Raw genomic sequence first — 15,309 nt, 5'->3', positions numbered from 1 at the left:
GGCGTCAGCCGTCGGCAGGGACCGCCGAGGCTGTCGGCGCGGGGGAGGAGGCGGGCCCCGCCGCGGGCTGGGCATCCGGGACCGTCGGCTCCGGCTCGTCCGGACGCGCCGGCAACAGGTCGAGCACCGCCTGCCGGTGCGCCTCGCTCGTCGCGTCGTCGAACGGGTCGGGTGTCGCCGGCACCTGGAGCCTGAGCACCGGTCCCGTGCCCAGCCGCGCATAGCCGCGCCCGGGCGGGACGTCCGTGGCGGGCGTCGTGCGGGGAACGGTGCCCAGCACCGTCCCGACCCGGTCGAAGTCCGCCTGGCCGAGAGTCACACGGGCGCGCGTGTGCGTCCGTACGGTCTCGGACAGCGCGTCGGCGCTGTCGAACTGCTCGGCCACGACGACCGTGACGTGCACGCCCCGGCCGTGCCGCAGCGGCGCCTGCAGCAGTTCCTGCGGGTCCATGTGGCCGTCGGCGGCGGCGAGATGGCCGAGGACGCTCGGCCGGTCGAGCAGGATCCACAGCGGCCGCTTCGCGTCGTCGGGAGCGGGCCTGCCCGCCTGCCGCGCGCGGTTCGCGACGATCAGCCGGCGCTCGGTCTCGTGCGCGGCCCATTCGAGGCCGGCCAGCGCTCCGGGGAGGTCGCACTCGACGGCGAGGACGCCGGGGCGGCCGGTGAGGCACGCGTACTCGCCGGTGCCGCCGCCCTCGACGACGAGGACGTCGCCGTGCTGGAGCGCCTGCAGGGCGATGGAGCGCAGCAGTGTGGTGGTGCCGCTGCCGGGCTCGCCGACCACCAGCAGGTGGGGTTCGGTCGAGCGGGGCCCGGTCCGCCAGATGACGGGCGGCGCCTGCTCCGTGGTCCCGCCGCAGGTGACCGGCAGCATGCGCTGGACGGAGCCGGCGTCGGTGAAGCCGAGCACGGTCTCGCCGGGGCCGGTGACGAAACGCTGCGCGGCGATGGCGGTGGACAGGGCGGGCAGCACGCTCATGTCGAGCTGATTGCCCTCCTCGTCCCAGCTGAAGCGGTACTCGCGCCCGCGGCCGGACTTGGTGTGGAGCAAGTGCTCGATCCGGGCCCGGGAGTCGGCTTCGGAGTCGGTGAAGTACGCCGGATACCTCAGGTGCAGGTGCGTCAGCCGGCCGGCCCGGTCGAACTCGTACGCGCTGAAGACCTTGCTCCACTCCCCGCCGTGGGTGAAGAGCGGAGCCGGGTCGTCCGGGGCCGAGAAGTACGGCACGAGGGCCTCGTACAGGGCCTTGAGCCGGGCGACCTGGGCCGCGTCGGGGCCGGTTCTGGCCGGTGTCCTGACCCGGCCCGCCCAGGCGGCCGCGGCCATCAGCGTGATGAGGGCGATCAGCAGCCCGTAGGGGAGGACCGCGACGCCCAAGACGCAGGCCGCCACGAAGAACAGGGTGGGACCACGCCGTTCCTTGGGCGTGGCGGTCCACTTGCTCCGGGCCATGGCGGCCAGCTTCCGCAGCCCCCGGGTGACCGTGATCAGCGGATGGAGGACATCGGTGGCGCCGTCGGCGGCCGTGCGCGCGATCTCACGACTTCGGGCGATCTGTGCGCTGCCGCTGCTCAGAATGCGGGGGAGTGGTCGCCGGGCCACGTCTGTCTCCTGGAGGTGCTCGTCGGTGGTCCGGGGGCTCAGAACTTGATCCCGCCCAGCAGCCCGGCGAGGCTCGTGGTGCCTGCCGTGATGCTCGGCGCGATCGCGGTGCCCGCGAGGAAGAAGCCGAAGAGCGCGGAGACGAATGCGTGAGACGCCTTGAGCCCGTCTTTCCTGAAGAAGAGGAAGACGATGATGCCGAGCAGCACGACGCCTGAGATGGACAGGATCATGAGGATCTCCTGGGTGAGGGGACATTCACCTTGAGCTGTTCCATGCTTACAGAAAGTGTCTATACGACAAAAGCTGCAAACGGGTGAAATCCGACAGGTATCACTGCGCTGGAGCACATGCGTTCGTGCGTCGGCCCGTACCCGGCCCGGCGCGACGGCACAGCGCCCCCGCGCCCACGCACCCGGAAGATCCGTCCGCCCACGTCAGCGCCCTCGGGCCGGCCGCCTGGCAGTACCCTGTCGGTTCACTCGTGCGGCTGCTCCTGCCGTGCGGCGCAGGTCAACGTGGTGAAAGGCGGTCCGTCCGATGAGTGAAGTCCCGGACTCCGAGGTGATCGAACTCGCGACCAAGGTCTTCGACCTGGCGCGCCAGGGGGAGACCGAGACGCTCGCCGCGTATCTCGACGCCGGCGTCCCGGCCAACCTCACCAACGACAAGGGCGACACCCTCGTCATGCTCGCCGCCTACCACGGGCACGCCGCCACGGTCGAGGCGCTCCTCGCCCGGGGCGCGGAACCGGACCGGGCCAACGACCGCGGCCAGACGCCTCTCGCCGGCGCGGTCTTCAAGGGCGAGGACGCCGTCATCCGCGCACTGCTCTCCGGCGGCGCCGATCCGCAGGCCGGAACCCCCTCCGCCGTGGATACCGCGCGGATGTTCGGGAAGACGGACCTGCTGGAGCTGTTCGACGGCCGCTGAGCGGCCGTTGCGCACGGTCCGGTCGGCGCCGCACGCGCTCCGACCAGCCATGACGGGACCATCGGCGGGGGTGGGCACCCAGGGCGGCCGCCAGGCCGAAGAGGGAGCCGTAAATGTGGTCGCGGTGGCGAAATGCGTGGGTCATCATGACGTCAGCCCTGTCCCGGACCCATCATCCGGGAATTCCCCTGGGGCCACCGAAGAGAGGCAGAGGAAGATGCTCACCACCAAGCAGAAGACGCGTATGACGACGGGCGGCCCGACATGCTGCTGCGCGGCCTAGGCATTCCAGTCCCCGGTTGCGTCGACAGCTTGATGTGAGGCATTCCCCATGTTCGATCCAGTCATAGCGCCGAGCGGCACGCTGCTCGGCCTGCTGCAGAGGGGCCGCGGCGACGGCACGCTGCACGCGCTCGCCGCGCCACGCGCCGAAGCGCTCGCGGCACTCAACCACTGCGTCCTGAACGACCCCCGCCACGACTGGCAGGTCGAGAACCGCTCCCTCTACTACGCCCGCCTGTACCTGGACCTCCACGGCAGCCTCGAGGAGGTCGAGCGGCATCTGTGCGACGCCGACGACCTGCTCGACGCCGACGAGACCAGGACCGGCCTCGCACTCGCCGTCCTCGGACACCTCGCCTCCTACGGCCGCGGCGACGCCCTCGCGCTGCTGCGCCGGTACGCCGCGCAGGGCACCAACTGGGCCTGGGCCCTCGACGAACTCGCGCTGCGCGACGACGACGCCGGGCTGCGCTCCCTCGCGGACCCGATCCTCGCCCGTTTCCCCGCCACCCCCGAGGGCGACGCCGACCTGGCCGTCGCCGTCCGCGACGCCTTCGAACCGCGGCCGTGGCGGCTGTGGGCGGAGGACCGGCGGGAGTTCATCGGCGGCCGGGTGCGGGCCGCGCAGGAAGCCGGTTCCTTCGACCGCTGGCAGCGCCAGATGCGTCCCTCGGGCCCCCGCCCCGGCTGGAGCGTCCAGGCCGTCCTCGACTGGGCCGACCAGGGCCACGCGCGCGGCAGCGCGCTGCACGTACCCGCCGCCCGCTGCCTGTCCGCCGTCGCGGGACCCGAGGACCGGCCCGAGATCGTCCGCGCGGCGCACGGCGGATCAGACGGGGCTCGGTGTACCGCCCTGCACTACCTCGCCGAGTCCCGGGACCCCGTCGTCCTCGACCTGATCGAGGCGGCCGTGGCGAACGGCTCGGCCACCGTCGCCGAAGCGGCGGTCTCCGCGTTCGAGCGGATGTGCGGCGACGAGGCCGTGGACCGGGCCCGCGGCTGGGTCCACCGGCCCGACGCCCTCGGCGCCTCCGCCGCCGGAGTCCTCGCCTGCCGGGGCACCGTGAAGGACGCGCCGCTCGTGCTCGGCGCGCTCCGCGAGACCGTCCGCGCCGACGGGCCCGACGCGCCCCTGCTGTGGACCCTCGTCGACGGCACCGGCCGGCTCGGCATCGCCTGCGCCGCACCCGTACTGCGCCACGTCTACCGCGAGACGACCTCCTCCCATCTCCGCGGCCGTGCCGCCCGGGCGCTCGCCGCCACCGACCCCTCCTTCGCCACCGGATTCGCCGTCGAATGCCTGTGGGACTGCGAGGAGACCACCAGAGAGGTCGCCGCCCTCCACGCCGAGACCGGTGACGTGCGCGTCGCCGAACGACTGCGTCGGCTCGCCGCCGACCCCGCCGAGGAGGCGGAGGTCCAGACCGCCGTACGCAGCAGGATCGGGCCCGACATGCCCGCTCTGTGACGACTCGTAGACGTTGGGCCGGGCGTGGCAACAAAACGCTCATGGGACGTTTCCCGGGCGGAAAGATCCACGTTGGCGCAGCCACCCCGGACCCGACGACAACACGGGTATGCGTGTCGTCATCGTCACCGAATCCTTCCCGCCCGACGTCAATGGTGTGGCGCACTGCGCCCTGCAGACCGCCCGGCACCTCGCCGCGCGCGGTCACGAACCGCTCGTCATCGCCCCGGCCGCGGCCGGGGCCGACAGCGCCGACCCCCACGCACCGTGCCCCGTCGTGCGGGTGCCCTCCCTGCCGCTGCCCGGATATCCGCAGGTGCGGGTCGCGCTTCCCAGCCGCAGGGTGGCGGCGGCGATCACCGCGCACCGCGCCGACATCGTCCACCTCGCCAGCCCCTTCGTGCTCGGCGTACGCGGGATGGCCGCGGCGGCCCGGCTCGGCCTGCCGGCCGTCGCCGTCTACCAGACGGACCTGGCCGGATACGCCCGTACCTACGTCGGAGCCGGCGAGGGCACGGCATGGCGGCGCATCAAGGCGGTCCACGGAGCGGCCGACCGCACCCTCGCGCCGTCCACCGCGGCGCGGCGCGACCTGGAGGAGCACGGCGTCGAACGCGTGCGGCTGTGGCCGCGCGGGGTGGACACGGCCCGCTTCCGGCCCGAGCTGCGCGACGAGGAGCTGCGGCGCGAACTGGCGCCCGGCGGGGAAGTGATCGTCGGCTACGTCGGCCGCCTCGCCCCCGAGAAGCACGTCGAACTCCTCGCCGGCGCCTGTGCGCTGCCCGGCGTACGGGTGGTCGTCGTCGGCGACGGACCGAGCGAGACCTCGCTGCGCGGGGCCCTGCCCGGCGCCGTCTTCCTCGGCCGGCGCACCGGGGACGACCTCGCGCGGATCTTCGCCTCCCTCGATGTGTTCGCGCACACCGGCCCGTACGAGACCTTCTGCCAGACCGTGCAGGAGGCCATGGCGAGTGGCGTGGCCGTCGTCGCGCCCGCCGCCGGCGGCCCGCTCGACCTCGTCGACCACGGACGGACCGGCCTGCTCGTGGAGCCCCACAGCGCCGACGCGGTGCGCGACGCCGTACGGGACCTGGCCGTCGACCCAGGGCTGCGGGCCGCCTTCGCCCACGCCGGGCGCGCGGCGGTCGAGGGCCGCACCTGGGCCGCGGTCGGCGACATGCTGCTGGACCACTACGCCGACGTGCTCGGCGCGCGCACGGCGGTGGCGGCATGAGCGGACTGCGCATCGTACGGCTCGCGAACTTCGTCACGCCGTCGTCCGGCGGACTGCGCACCGCGCTCGACCAGCTCGGCCGCGGCTACCTCGCCGCCGGACATGAGCCCGTCCTGGTCGTCCCCGGCGACCTGGAGAGCGACCGGCACACCCCGCAGGGCCGCGTCGTCACCCTGCCCGGCCCCGAGCTCGTCGGCACCGGCGGCTACCGGGTGCTCGCCGGGCGCCAGCGGCTGCGCCGTCTCCTCGAGGAACTCGCACCCGACCGCCTCGAGGTCTCCGACCGCACCACGTTGCGCTGGACCGGTGAATGGGCGCGCCGCCACCGCATCCCGTCGGTCATGGTCTCGCACGAGACGGCCGACGGTGTGCTGCGCACCTGGGGCCTGCCCGGCTCGCTCGCCGCACGGACGGCGGACCGGCTCAACCGGCGCAGCGCGTGGGCCTATTCGAAGATCGTGTGCACGACGGAGTGGGCGGAACGGGAGTTCATCCGCATCGGCGCGCAGAACGTCGTACGGGCGCCGCTCGGCGTCGACCTCCAGCGGTGCCGGCCCGGGCGGCGCAGCACGGTACTGCGCGCCCGGTACGCCGACGGCGCGCGTGTCCTGCTGCTGCTCTGCTCGCGCCTGTCGGTGGAGAAACGACCCGGCACCGCCCTGGGCGCGCTGGCCGAACTCCGGGAGCGGGGCGTGCAGGCGGCGCTGGTCGTCGCCGGTGACGGGCCGCTCAAGGCGTCGCTGGTGCGCAGGGCGGAGGCCGAGCGCCTGCCGGTCCGGTTCCTCGGCCACGTCGCCGACCGGGAGGCGGTCGCGGACCTCCAGGCCGCCGCGGACGTGTGCCTGGCACCCGGCCCGGCGGAAACGTTCGGGCTGTCCGCGCTGGAGGCTCTGGCCTGTGGCACACCCGTCGTGGCGAGTGCGTCCTCCGCGCTGCCGGAGGTGATCGGCGACGCCGGCGTGGCCGCGGCGGACACGGCAGCGGACTTCGCGGACGCGGTCCTGAATGTCCTCGCCCGGCCCGAGAGCATCCGCCGCGAGGCGGCCAGGGCACGGGCCGAACTTTTCGACTGGGGCAGCTCGGTGACGGCGTTCCTGGCCGCGCACGACGCCCTGCCGGTACGGAATGGAGCGAAGGAACCGGGAGTCCAGGCATGACGACCGCGGACCTCGACGGCATACGGGAGCCCGCCGCGTCGGCCCTCTCGGCGGACGCCGGGCAGGCGGCGCGCATCCTGCCCCGCATCCCGGCGCCATCCGGGGACGCGGCCCGGGCGGCCGCGGGCACTGAGAGGGGCCCCGGAGAGCCAGGGCGCGCGGGCGAGGCGGGTGTGTTGCCGCGCGGTGGGGTGCCCGCCGGTGCGGGGCTTTCCCCGGGCATGGCCCGGTCCGGGATCGGCACGGTGGCGGTCGCCGAGCCGGCGATCCTGGACGAGACGCGCGCAGCGGAGGGAGCGGGGACGAGCACCACCGGGCCCCTGCGGTTCGTCGCGCTCGGGGACTCGCTCACCCAGGGCGTCGGCGACCCCGTCGACGGCGGGTGGCGGGGGTGGGCCGCCCTCCTCGCCGACGGCGTCGGGAGCGACGAACGGCCCGCCGTCTTCCGGAACCTCGCCGTCAGCGGCGCCCTCAGCCGCGACGTCGCCGAGCACCAGGCCCCGCAGGCCCTCGAGTTCGGCCCGGACATCGCGTCCGTCGTCGTCGGTGTCAACGACACCCTGCGGCGCACCTTCGACATCGGCCGGCTCACGCACCACCTCGACGAGGTGTGCGGTGCGCTCGCCGCGCACGGCGCCGTCCTGCTCACGGCCTGCCTGCCCGACCCCGGCGCCATGTTCGCCCTGCCCGCACCGCTGGCCAGGCCGCTGGCCCGCCGGCAGCGGGCCGTCAACGCCGTGGTCCACGCCCTCTCCGACCGCTACGGCGCCGTCCATCTGCACATCGCGGACCCCGCCTGGGTCGCCGACCGGTCCATGTGGAGCGCCGACCGGCTGCATCCGGGCGAGCGGGGCCACCGCATGCTCGCCCGGTCCTTCCACGACCTGCTCTCCGCGCGCGGACTCGTCCACGGCCCGCCCCCGTCCACCGAGCCCGACCGGCCGCGGCCCACCCGCGCCGAGGCGCTGCTGTGGCTCGCCACCGCCGGCACCGGCTGGGTGGCACGCCGGTGCACCGACCTCATCCCGCAGCTCCTGCGGCTCGCCGGCGACGAGATGCAGCACTGGGCCCGCGGCACCAGCGCCCGCCTCGACCGCTCCGCCGAGCACGCCCTGTCCGCCGCTCTCGCCGCCGTGTCGCCGGAGCCGCCGTTCCGTCCCGCCGGGGCAAGAATGGGGGAATGAGCGGGCGCTGGGAGTTCTGGATCGACCGTGGCGGCACCTTCACCGACATCGTGGGCAAACGCCCCGACGGACGGCTCGTGACCCGCAAACTGCTCTCGCACAACCCCGAGCGCTACCGGGACGCCGCCGTCGCCGGAATCCGCCTGCTGCTCGGCACACCCGACGACGAGCCCGTCCCGGCCGACCGTGTCGCCGCGGTCAGGATGGGTACCACCGTGGCCACCAACGCCCTGCTGGAGCGCAGGGGCGAACCGACCGTACTCGTCATCACCGAAGGGTTCCGCGACGCCCTGCGCATCGCGTACCAGAACCGGCCCCGGCTCTTCGACCGTCGTATCGTCCTCCCCGAGTCCGTGTACGACCGGGTCGTCGAGGTCCCCGAGCGCGTCGACGCCCGTGGAACCGTGGTCAGGCCCCTCGAACTCGACGCCGTCACCGAGGAGTTGGCCGCCGCCCGCGCCGACGGCATGACCGCGGCCGCCGTCGTCCTGATGCACGGCTACCGCCACCCCGACCACGAGCGGCGCATCGCCCGCGCCGCCCGCGACCTCGGTTTCACCCAGGTCAGCTGCTCGCACGAGGTCAGCCCGCTCATCAAGCTCGTGCCCCGCGGCGACACCACCGTCGTGGACGCGTACCTGTCCCCGATCCTGCGGCGCTATGTGGAAGAGGTCGCCGCCGAACTCGCCGGCATCCGCCTGATGTTCATGCAGTCCAACGGCGGCCTGCGCGAGGCCACCCACTTCCGCGGCAAGGACGCCGTACTGTCCGGCCCGGCGGGCGGCGTCGTCGGGATGGCCCGTACGTCGGAGCAGGCCGGGTACGGGCGGGTCATCGGCTTCGACATGGGCGGCACATCCACCGATGTGTCGCACTACGCGGGCGAGTTCGAGCGGGAACTCGGCACCCAGGTGGCCGGCGTCCGGATGCGGGCGCCGATGATGAGCATCCACACCGTGGCCGCGGGCGGCGGCTCCGTACTCCACTTCGACGGGCGCCGCTACCGCGTCGGCCCCGACTCGGCGGGCGCCGTGCCCGGCCCCGCCTGCTACCGGCGCGGCGGCCCGCTGACCGTCACGGACGCCAACGTGATGCTCGGCCGCATCCAGCCCGAGCACTTCCCGGCCGTCTTCGGCCCACACGGCGACCGGCCCCTGGACACCGGCATCGTGCGCGCACGCTTCACCGCGCTCGCCGAGGAGGTCACCCGCGCGAGCGGCACACCGCGCAGCCCCGAACAGGTCGCCGCCGGCTTCCTCGAGATCGCCGTCCTCAACATGGCGAACGCCGTCAAGAAGATCTCCGTCCAGCGCGGGCACGACGTCACCCGCTACGCCCTGACCTCCTTCGGCGGGGCGGGGGGCCAGCACGCCTGCGCCGTCGCCGACGCCCTCGGCGTCGACACCGTCGTCGTCCCGCCGCTCGCCGGTGTGCTCTCGGCGTACGGGATCGGGCTCGCCGACGCCACGGCCATGCGCGAGCAGTCCGTGGAGGCCATGCTCGACGAGGAGACCGCGGGACGCGTGAGCGCCCTGTGCGACGAACTCGCCGGCCGGACCCGCGCCGAACTGCGGGCGGACGCGGTCCCCGACGAGGCGATCACCACCCACGCGCGCGTGCTGCTGCGGTACGCCGGAACCGACGCGAGCCTGCCCGTCTCCCTCGGCTCCGCCGAGGCCATGAAGGCGGCGTTCGAGTCCGTCCACAGCAGTCGCTACGCCTTCACGATGGACAAGCCGCTCGTCGTCGAGGCCGTCTCCGTCGAGGCCGTGGGCGCCGCCGGCGACCACGGGGACACCGTCGTGGAGGACACCGGCGGGCCGGGGGAGCCCTCCGCACCGCGGGCGCACGTCGCCGTGTTCGTCGAGGGGGAGCGCGTGACCGTACCGCTGTACCGGCGAGGCGACCTGCGGCCGGGACACACGGTCCCCGGCCCCGCGATCGTCGCCGAGGCCGACGCGACCACCGTCGTCGACCCGGGCTGGCAGGCCGCCGCGAGCGACACCGGCCACCTGCTGCTGACCCGGGTGCGGCCGAGGCCCGGGCGCGTCGCGGTCGGCACGGACGTGGACCCCGTACTGCTGGAGGTGTTCAACAACCTCTTCATGGCGATCGCCGAGCAGATGGGCGTACGACTGGAGAACACCGCCCACTCCGTCAACATCAAGGAACGGCTCGACTTCTCCTGCGCGCTCTTCGACGCGGACGGCAATCTCGTCGCCAACGCCCCGCACATCCCCGTGCACCTCGGCTCCATGGGCGAGTCGATCAAGGAAGTGCTGCGCCGCAACGCCGGCGGGATGCGGCCCGGCGACGTGTACGCGATCAACGACCCGTACCACGGCGGCACCCACCTGCCCGACGTGACCGTCGTGACGCCCGTGTTCGAGGGGGACGCGCTGCGTTTCCTCGTGGCCTCGCGCGGCCACCACGCCGAGATCGGCGGCATCACCCCCGGATCCATGCCCGCGTTCAGCCGGACCGTGGACGAGGAAGGGGTGCTGTTCGACAACTGGCTGCTCGTACGGGACGGACGGCTGCGCGAGGCCGAGACCCGCGGTCTTCTCACCGGGGCGCCTCACCCGTCCCGCGCGCCCGACACCAACCTGGCCGACCTCCGGGCCCAGATCGCCGCCAACGAGAAGGGGATCGCCGAACTGCGGCGGATGACCGAGCAGTTCGGCACGGACGTCGTCCAGGCATACATGCGGCACGTCAGGGACAACGCGGAGGAATCCGTGCGCCGCATCGTCGCCGGCCTCGGCGACGGCTCGTACCGCTACGAGACCGACGGCGGCGCGGTCATTCAGGTCGCGGTGCGCGTCGACCGCGAACGGCGCGGTGCCGTCATCGACTTCACCGGCACGTCGGCGCAGCAGCCCGGCAACTTCAACGCCCCCACCTCGGTGGTCATGGCCGCCGTCCTGTACGTCTTCAGGACCCTGGTCGGCGAGGACATCCCCCTCAACAGCGGGTGCCTGGAACCGCTCGAGGTCCGGGTGCCGGAGGGCTCGATGCTCGCGCCCTCGTACCCGGCGGCGACGGTCGCGGGCAACGTGGAGACCTCGCAGGCCGTGACCGGCGCGCTGTACGCGGCGCTCGGCGTGCAGGCGGAGGGCTCGGGCACGATGAACAACGTGACGTTCGGCAACGACCGTGTGCAGTACTACGAAACGGTGGCCAGCGGCTCGGGCGCGGGCGACGGCTTCGACGGCGCGGACGCCGTGCAGACCCATATGACCAACTCGCGGCTGACCGACCCCGAGGTGCTGGAGTGGCGCTACCCGGTGCGGGTGGACTCCTTCGCCGTGCGCGAGGGCAGCGGAGGCCGCGGACGGTGGCACGGCGGCTGCGGTGCCGTACGGCGCATCCGCTTCCTGGAGCCGATGACCGTGGCACTGCTGACCGGGCACCGGCGGATCGCCCCGTACGGAATGGCCGGCGGCGCGCCCGGTGCTCTCGGCGAGAACGAGGTCGTACGCGCCGACGGAAGAGTGGAGCGGCTCGGCGGCGTCGACTCCATCGACGTCGGCCCCGGCGACGTGCTGGTCCTGAAGACCCCCGGGGGCGGCGGCTACGGCCCACCGGGCCGGTGACCGTGACCGGTGTCAGGCGTCGAGTGCCCACGTCCCTGGTGACACGCAATCGCGCGCCGGGAGCGTCGGTCACCGCACCAAGGTGAAGCGCACCGGTGTGCCCGGGACCGCCTGGGCCGCCGCCGCGAGGTCCCTGCCGTCGACGACGCCCACCACCGGATAGCCGCCGGTCGTGGGGTGGTCGGCGAGGAACACCACCGGCCGGCCGTCCGGGGGCACCTGCACCGCGCCCAGCACCATGCCCTCGCTGGGCAGTTCACCCGCGACGGCACGCTCCAGTGGCGGCCCGTCCGTGCGCAGCCCGATGCGGTTGCTCGCCGACGACACCCGGTACCCGGGTCCGGTCAGCGTCCCGACGGCCCGCCGGGTGAACCAGTCGTCGCGGGGCCCGAGCCGGGTCCGCAGCACCAGCTCCTCCGGGGGGGCGGGCCAGGGCAGCGCGCCGTCGACCCGGCCGTGCGGACCGGCGGGCTCGCCCAGGGGGAGGACGGCACCCTCCGCGAGCGGCGCGGGGCCCAGGCCGGAGAGCAGGTCGGTCGAGCGGCTTCCGAGCACCGGATCGACGGCGATGCCGCCCGCGAAGGCCACATAGCTGCGTACGCCCCGCACCGCGGGGCCGGTCTCCAGCACCGATCCGGCCGGCACCCGCACCGGCGCGCCCCAGGCCACCGGACGGCCGTCGACGGTCACCGCGCACGGCGCGCCGCCCACGGCGGCCACGACGGCGCACCGCGGCCGTACCGCACATCCGTTGAGCGTCGTCTCCAGGACGGCCGCACCGTCGCCGTTGCCCACCAGACGGTTCACCAGCCGCGCGGCCGGGCCGTCCAGTGCGCCCGAACGCGGCACCCCGAGATGGGCGTGCCCCGGCCGGCCGCCGTCCTGCACCGTGGTCAGCCCCCCTGCGCGGACGACCGCCAGCGCCCGGTCGGTCATGAGCCCTCCGGCAGGAAACGCACCCGGGTCCCGGGGGACAGCAGTGCCGCGGGATCGCGCGCCGGGTCCCACAGCACGGCGTCCGTGGAGCCGATCAGCTGCCAGCCTCCCGGCGACGAGCGGGGATAGACGCCCGAGTACGCACCCGCGAGGGCGAGGGAACCGGCCGGGACCGCGGTGCGGGGCGTGGGCCGCCGGGGGACCGCGTACCGCTGGGGCAGGCCGGTCAGATAGCCGAAACCCGGCGCGAAACCGCAGAAGGCAACCCGGAATTCGGCGGCTGCGTGGATCCGCACGGCCTCCTCCACGGAGACGCCCCAGAGGGCGGCGACGTCCGGCAGGTCCGGGCCGTCGTAGCGCACCGGGATCTCGACCGAGCGCTCCGCGCGCGGGTCGAGGTCCGGTACCGCCCATCCGGCGAGCTCGCGGGCGAGGGCCCGCGGGTCGTCCACGCCGTCCAGAAGCACCGTCCGGGCGGCAGGAACGATCTCGCGCACCGGCGGCAGCGTGCCCGCCGCGCGCCGGCGCAGCAGCTCCGTGTGGAGCGCCTCCGCCTCCCGGCCGCCGGGAAGCTCGACCAGGAGCGCATGGTCACCGACGGGCAGGGACCGCAGATCCCGCACAGGGACACGGCCGGTCATGCGAACGCCTCCACGCGGACGCCGGCCGTCTCCAACTGCGCCCGGACCTCGCGGGCGAGCGCCACGGCACCCGGCGTGTCCCCGTGCAGGCACAGGGAACGTGCACGGACCCCCACCGGGCTCCCGCACCACGCGGTGACCACACCGAAGCGGGCCATGCTCACGGACCGCTGCACGACGGCTGCCGCGTCACTGATCACCGCTCCGTCCTGCCCGCGAGCCACCAGGGTGCCCTCGGCCGTGTAGGCGCGGTCGGCGAACGCCTCCGGGACAGCAGGCAGTTGCGCCTTCTCCGCCATGGCGTGCAGCTGGGATCCCGGCAGCCCGAGCACCGGCAACGGCTCGCCCGACAGCAGCACGCCCTCGACGACGGCCGCTGCCTGCTCCTGGTCGTGCACCACGCGGTTGTACAGGGCCCCGTGGGGTTTGACGTACGCCACGCGCGCGCCCGCCGCGCGCGCGAAGATCTCCAACGCGCCTATCTGATAAGCGATCTCGGCGGCCAGCTCGTCGGGCGGCACGTCCATGGCACGCCGCCCGAAGCCGGCGAGATCGCGGTACGAGACCTGGGCGCCGATCCGTACGCCGTGAGCGGCGGCCAGCTCGCAGACCCGGCGCATGGTGGGCGCGTCGCCCGCGTGGAAGCCGCAGGCGACGTTGGCGCTGGTGACGACGGAGAGCAACTCCTCGTCGTCGGTCAGCCGCCAGCGGCCGAAACCTTCGCCCAGGTCCGCGTTCAGGTCGATGGACGCCCGGGACATATGATCCTCCTGTCAGGTCAGGCCACTCGGTACTGCTCGTCGATGACCGGCTGTCGCACCGTGCACTGCCGGGCCCACCGACGTCGCGTTCACACCAGCTCCCTCCCGCGTGTCTCCGGCAGGCCGGCCAGGGCCAGCACCGCGAGGCCGTAGCCCGCGGCGCCGAGGACCAGCGCGCCGCCGACGCCCCAGCTGTCGGACAGGAAACCGACGACCGTGGGCAGGAAGGCGCCCACCGCCCGGCCGCTGTTGTATGTGAGGCCCTGGCCTGTCCCGCGCACGGCGGTCGGGTACAGCTCGCTCAGGTACGAGCCGAAGCCGCTGAAGATCGCGGACATGCAGAAGCCGAGCGGGAAACCGAGCACCAGCAACAGGCCGTTGGCCCCGGACGGGATGGTGGTGTAGGCCACGATCCCGGCCGCCGACAGGGCCGCGAACAGCGTGATGTTGTTCTTGCGGCCGATGCGGTCGGTCAGGTAACCGCCGGTCAGGTAGCCGATGAAGGCGCCGGATATCAGGAAGGCGAGGTAGCCGCCGGTACCCACGACGGTGAGGCCGCGCTCCGTCTTGAGATACGTCGGCACCCACGTGGCGAGTGTGTAGTAGCCGCCCTGGACCCCGGTGGACAGCAGGGTGGCGAACAGGGTGGTGCGCAGCAGGTCCTTCTTGAAGACGGCGGAGAAGGAACCGCGCTCGCTGCTCGTACGGCGCTGCTCCGCGGCCTCGGGCGCGTCGCTGACATTGCGCCGCACGTACACGACGAGCAGGGCGGGCAGGGCGCCTGTCCAGAACATCACGCGCCAGGCGGTGTCCGCGTCGAGGAAGTGGAAGACCAGCGTGTAGACGAGGACCGCGAGCGCCCAGCCGGCGGCCCACGCGCTCTGGACCGCGCCGAGCGTGCGCCCGCGGTGCTTCGCCGTCGCGTACTCGGCGACCAGGATCGCGCCGACGGCCCACTCGCCGCCGAAGCCGAGGCCCTGCAGTGCGCGGAAGACCAGCAGCGTCTCGTAGTTCGGTGCGAAACCGCACAGAACGGTGAAAACCGCATAGGTGATCACCGTGATCATCAGTGCCTTCACCCGCCCGATGCGGTCGGCGAGGACCCCGGCGAGCGCTCCGCCGATCGCGGAGACGACCAGCGTGACCGTGGTGAGAAGTCCGGTCTGTCCGTTGTCGAGGCTGAAGTACGCCGAGATCGCCACCATGCTCAGCGGCAGCGTGAAGTAGTCGTAGGAGTCGAGCGCGTAACCCCCGAACGCGCCGCCGAAGGCGCGCCGGCCCTGCGGGCCGAGGGAGCGGAGCCATGCGAACGGGCCGGTCTGCTCCGGCAGTTCGCCCTGCTTCGGCTGGGCCTGGGTCGTACTCATCTGCACCTCGCTGAGGAGAGGGAGTGCCGTGGGGAGTGCTGACTGAGAGCCGCGGACGCGCGGCTTCCGTGCGGGACGTGCGGGACGTGCGGGACGCGGACGTGCGGGACGTGCAGAGGGCTGCTGGGTTGCGGCGCGGTCGGCGGG

The 15,309-nt window shown here is 73.7% G+C and carries 12 protein-coding genes; 6 read left to right on the top strand and 6 right to left on the bottom strand.

The genetic code is table 11. The features are described from left to right. Positions 1 to 4 precede the first annotated feature (4 nt). Positions 5 to 1,603, bottom strand: a complete 1,599-nt coding sequence (locus ACLB9X_RS23995) for an ATP-binding protein (protein WP_410362456.1) — start codon at positions 1,601 to 1,603, stop codon at positions 5 to 7. Positions 1,604 to 1,641: 38 nt separating this feature from the next. Then, positions 1,642 to 1,836: a hypothetical protein gene (locus ACLB9X_RS23990; protein WP_018850156.1), complete on the bottom strand. Its 195-nt coding sequence runs from the start codon at positions 1,834 to 1,836 to the stop codon at positions 1,642 to 1,644. Between the two features lie 307 nt (positions 1,837 to 2,143). Here ACLB9X_RS23990 and ACLB9X_RS23985 point away from each other — a divergent pair, with 307 nt between their 5' ends. The 6 genes from ACLB9X_RS23985 to ACLB9X_RS23960 all read left to right on the top strand — a co-directional run bounded on the left by ACLB9X_RS23985 (position 2,144) and on the right by ACLB9X_RS23960 (position 11,457). After that, the gene (locus ACLB9X_RS23985; protein WP_392328162.1) at positions 2,144 to 2,536 is read left to right on the top strand and encodes an ankyrin repeat domain-containing protein; all 393 of its coding nucleotides are present in this window, start codon (positions 2,144 to 2,146) and stop codon (positions 2,534 to 2,536) included. Positions 2,537 to 2,867: 331 nt separating this feature from the next. Continuing rightward, positions 2,868 to 4,286 (top strand): HEAT repeat domain-containing protein, encoded by a 1,419-nt coding sequence (locus tag ACLB9X_RS23980; protein WP_410362455.1) that lies wholly within the window; start codon positions 2,868 to 2,870, stop codon positions 4,284 to 4,286. A 109-nt stretch (positions 4,287 to 4,395) separates the two neighbouring features. Next, entirely contained in the window at positions 4,396 to 5,520 is a 1,125-nt protein-coding gene (locus ACLB9X_RS23975) for a glycosyltransferase family 4 protein (RefSeq protein ID WP_410362454.1), read from the top strand. Further along, a complete protein-coding gene (locus ACLB9X_RS23970; RefSeq protein ID WP_410362453.1) occupies positions 5,517 to 6,677 on the top strand; it encodes a glycosyltransferase in 1,161 nt (386 codons plus the stop codon). The genes ACLB9X_RS23975 and ACLB9X_RS23970 overlap by 4 nt, the downstream gene beginning before the upstream one ends. A gap of 221 nt (positions 6,678 to 6,898) precedes the next feature. Then, on the top strand, positions 6,899 to 7,861 hold the full coding sequence (locus tag ACLB9X_RS23965) for an SGNH/GDSL hydrolase family protein (RefSeq protein WP_410362613.1): 963 nt from the start codon (positions 6,899 to 6,901) through the stop codon (positions 7,859 to 7,861). Continuing rightward, positions 7,858 to 11,457: a hydantoinase B/oxoprolinase family protein gene (locus tag ACLB9X_RS23960; protein ID WP_410362452.1), complete on the top strand. Its 3,600-nt coding sequence runs from the start codon at positions 7,858 to 7,860 to the stop codon at positions 11,455 to 11,457. Before ACLB9X_RS23965 ends, ACLB9X_RS23960 begins: the two co-directional genes overlap by 4 nt. Before the next feature lie 69 nt (positions 11,458 to 11,526). Here the strand turns inward: ACLB9X_RS23960 and ACLB9X_RS23955 are convergent, their stop codons facing one another. From ACLB9X_RS23955 to ACLB9X_RS23940, 4 genes are all read right to left on the bottom strand, one after another. Then, positions 11,527 to 12,393: a biotin-dependent carboxyltransferase family protein gene (locus ACLB9X_RS23955; protein ID WP_410362451.1), complete on the bottom strand. Its 867-nt coding sequence runs from the start codon at positions 12,391 to 12,393 to the stop codon at positions 11,527 to 11,529. Next, on the bottom strand, positions 12,390 to 13,034 hold the full coding sequence (pxpB, locus tag ACLB9X_RS23950) for a 5-oxoprolinase subunit PxpB (protein ID WP_410362450.1): 645 nt from the start codon (positions 13,032 to 13,034) through the stop codon (positions 12,390 to 12,392). The genes ACLB9X_RS23955 and pxpB overlap by 4 nt, the downstream gene beginning before the upstream one ends. After that, positions 13,031 to 13,795 (bottom strand): LamB/YcsF family protein, encoded by a 765-nt coding sequence (locus ACLB9X_RS23945; RefSeq protein WP_410362449.1) that lies wholly within the window; start codon positions 13,793 to 13,795, stop codon positions 13,031 to 13,033. Before ACLB9X_RS23945 ends, pxpB begins: the two co-directional genes overlap by 4 nt. An 89-nt stretch (positions 13,796 to 13,884) precedes the next feature. Beyond that, the gene (locus ACLB9X_RS23940) at positions 13,885 to 15,162 is read right to left on the bottom strand and encodes an MFS transporter (RefSeq protein ID WP_410362448.1); all 1,278 of its coding nucleotides are present in this window, start codon (positions 15,160 to 15,162) and stop codon (positions 13,885 to 13,887) included. Between the last annotated feature and the right edge of the window lie 147 nt (positions 15,163 to 15,309).

The sequence above is a fragment of the Streptomyces sp. 5K101 genome, assembly GCF_046506645.1.
In the GTDB taxonomy this organism is placed as follows: domain Bacteria; phylum Actinomycetota; class Actinomycetes; order Streptomycetales; family Streptomycetaceae; genus Streptomyces.
The sequence above is the reverse complement of the archived record's forward strand: the minus strand, read 5'-3'. Positions and strand labels throughout refer to the sequence as shown.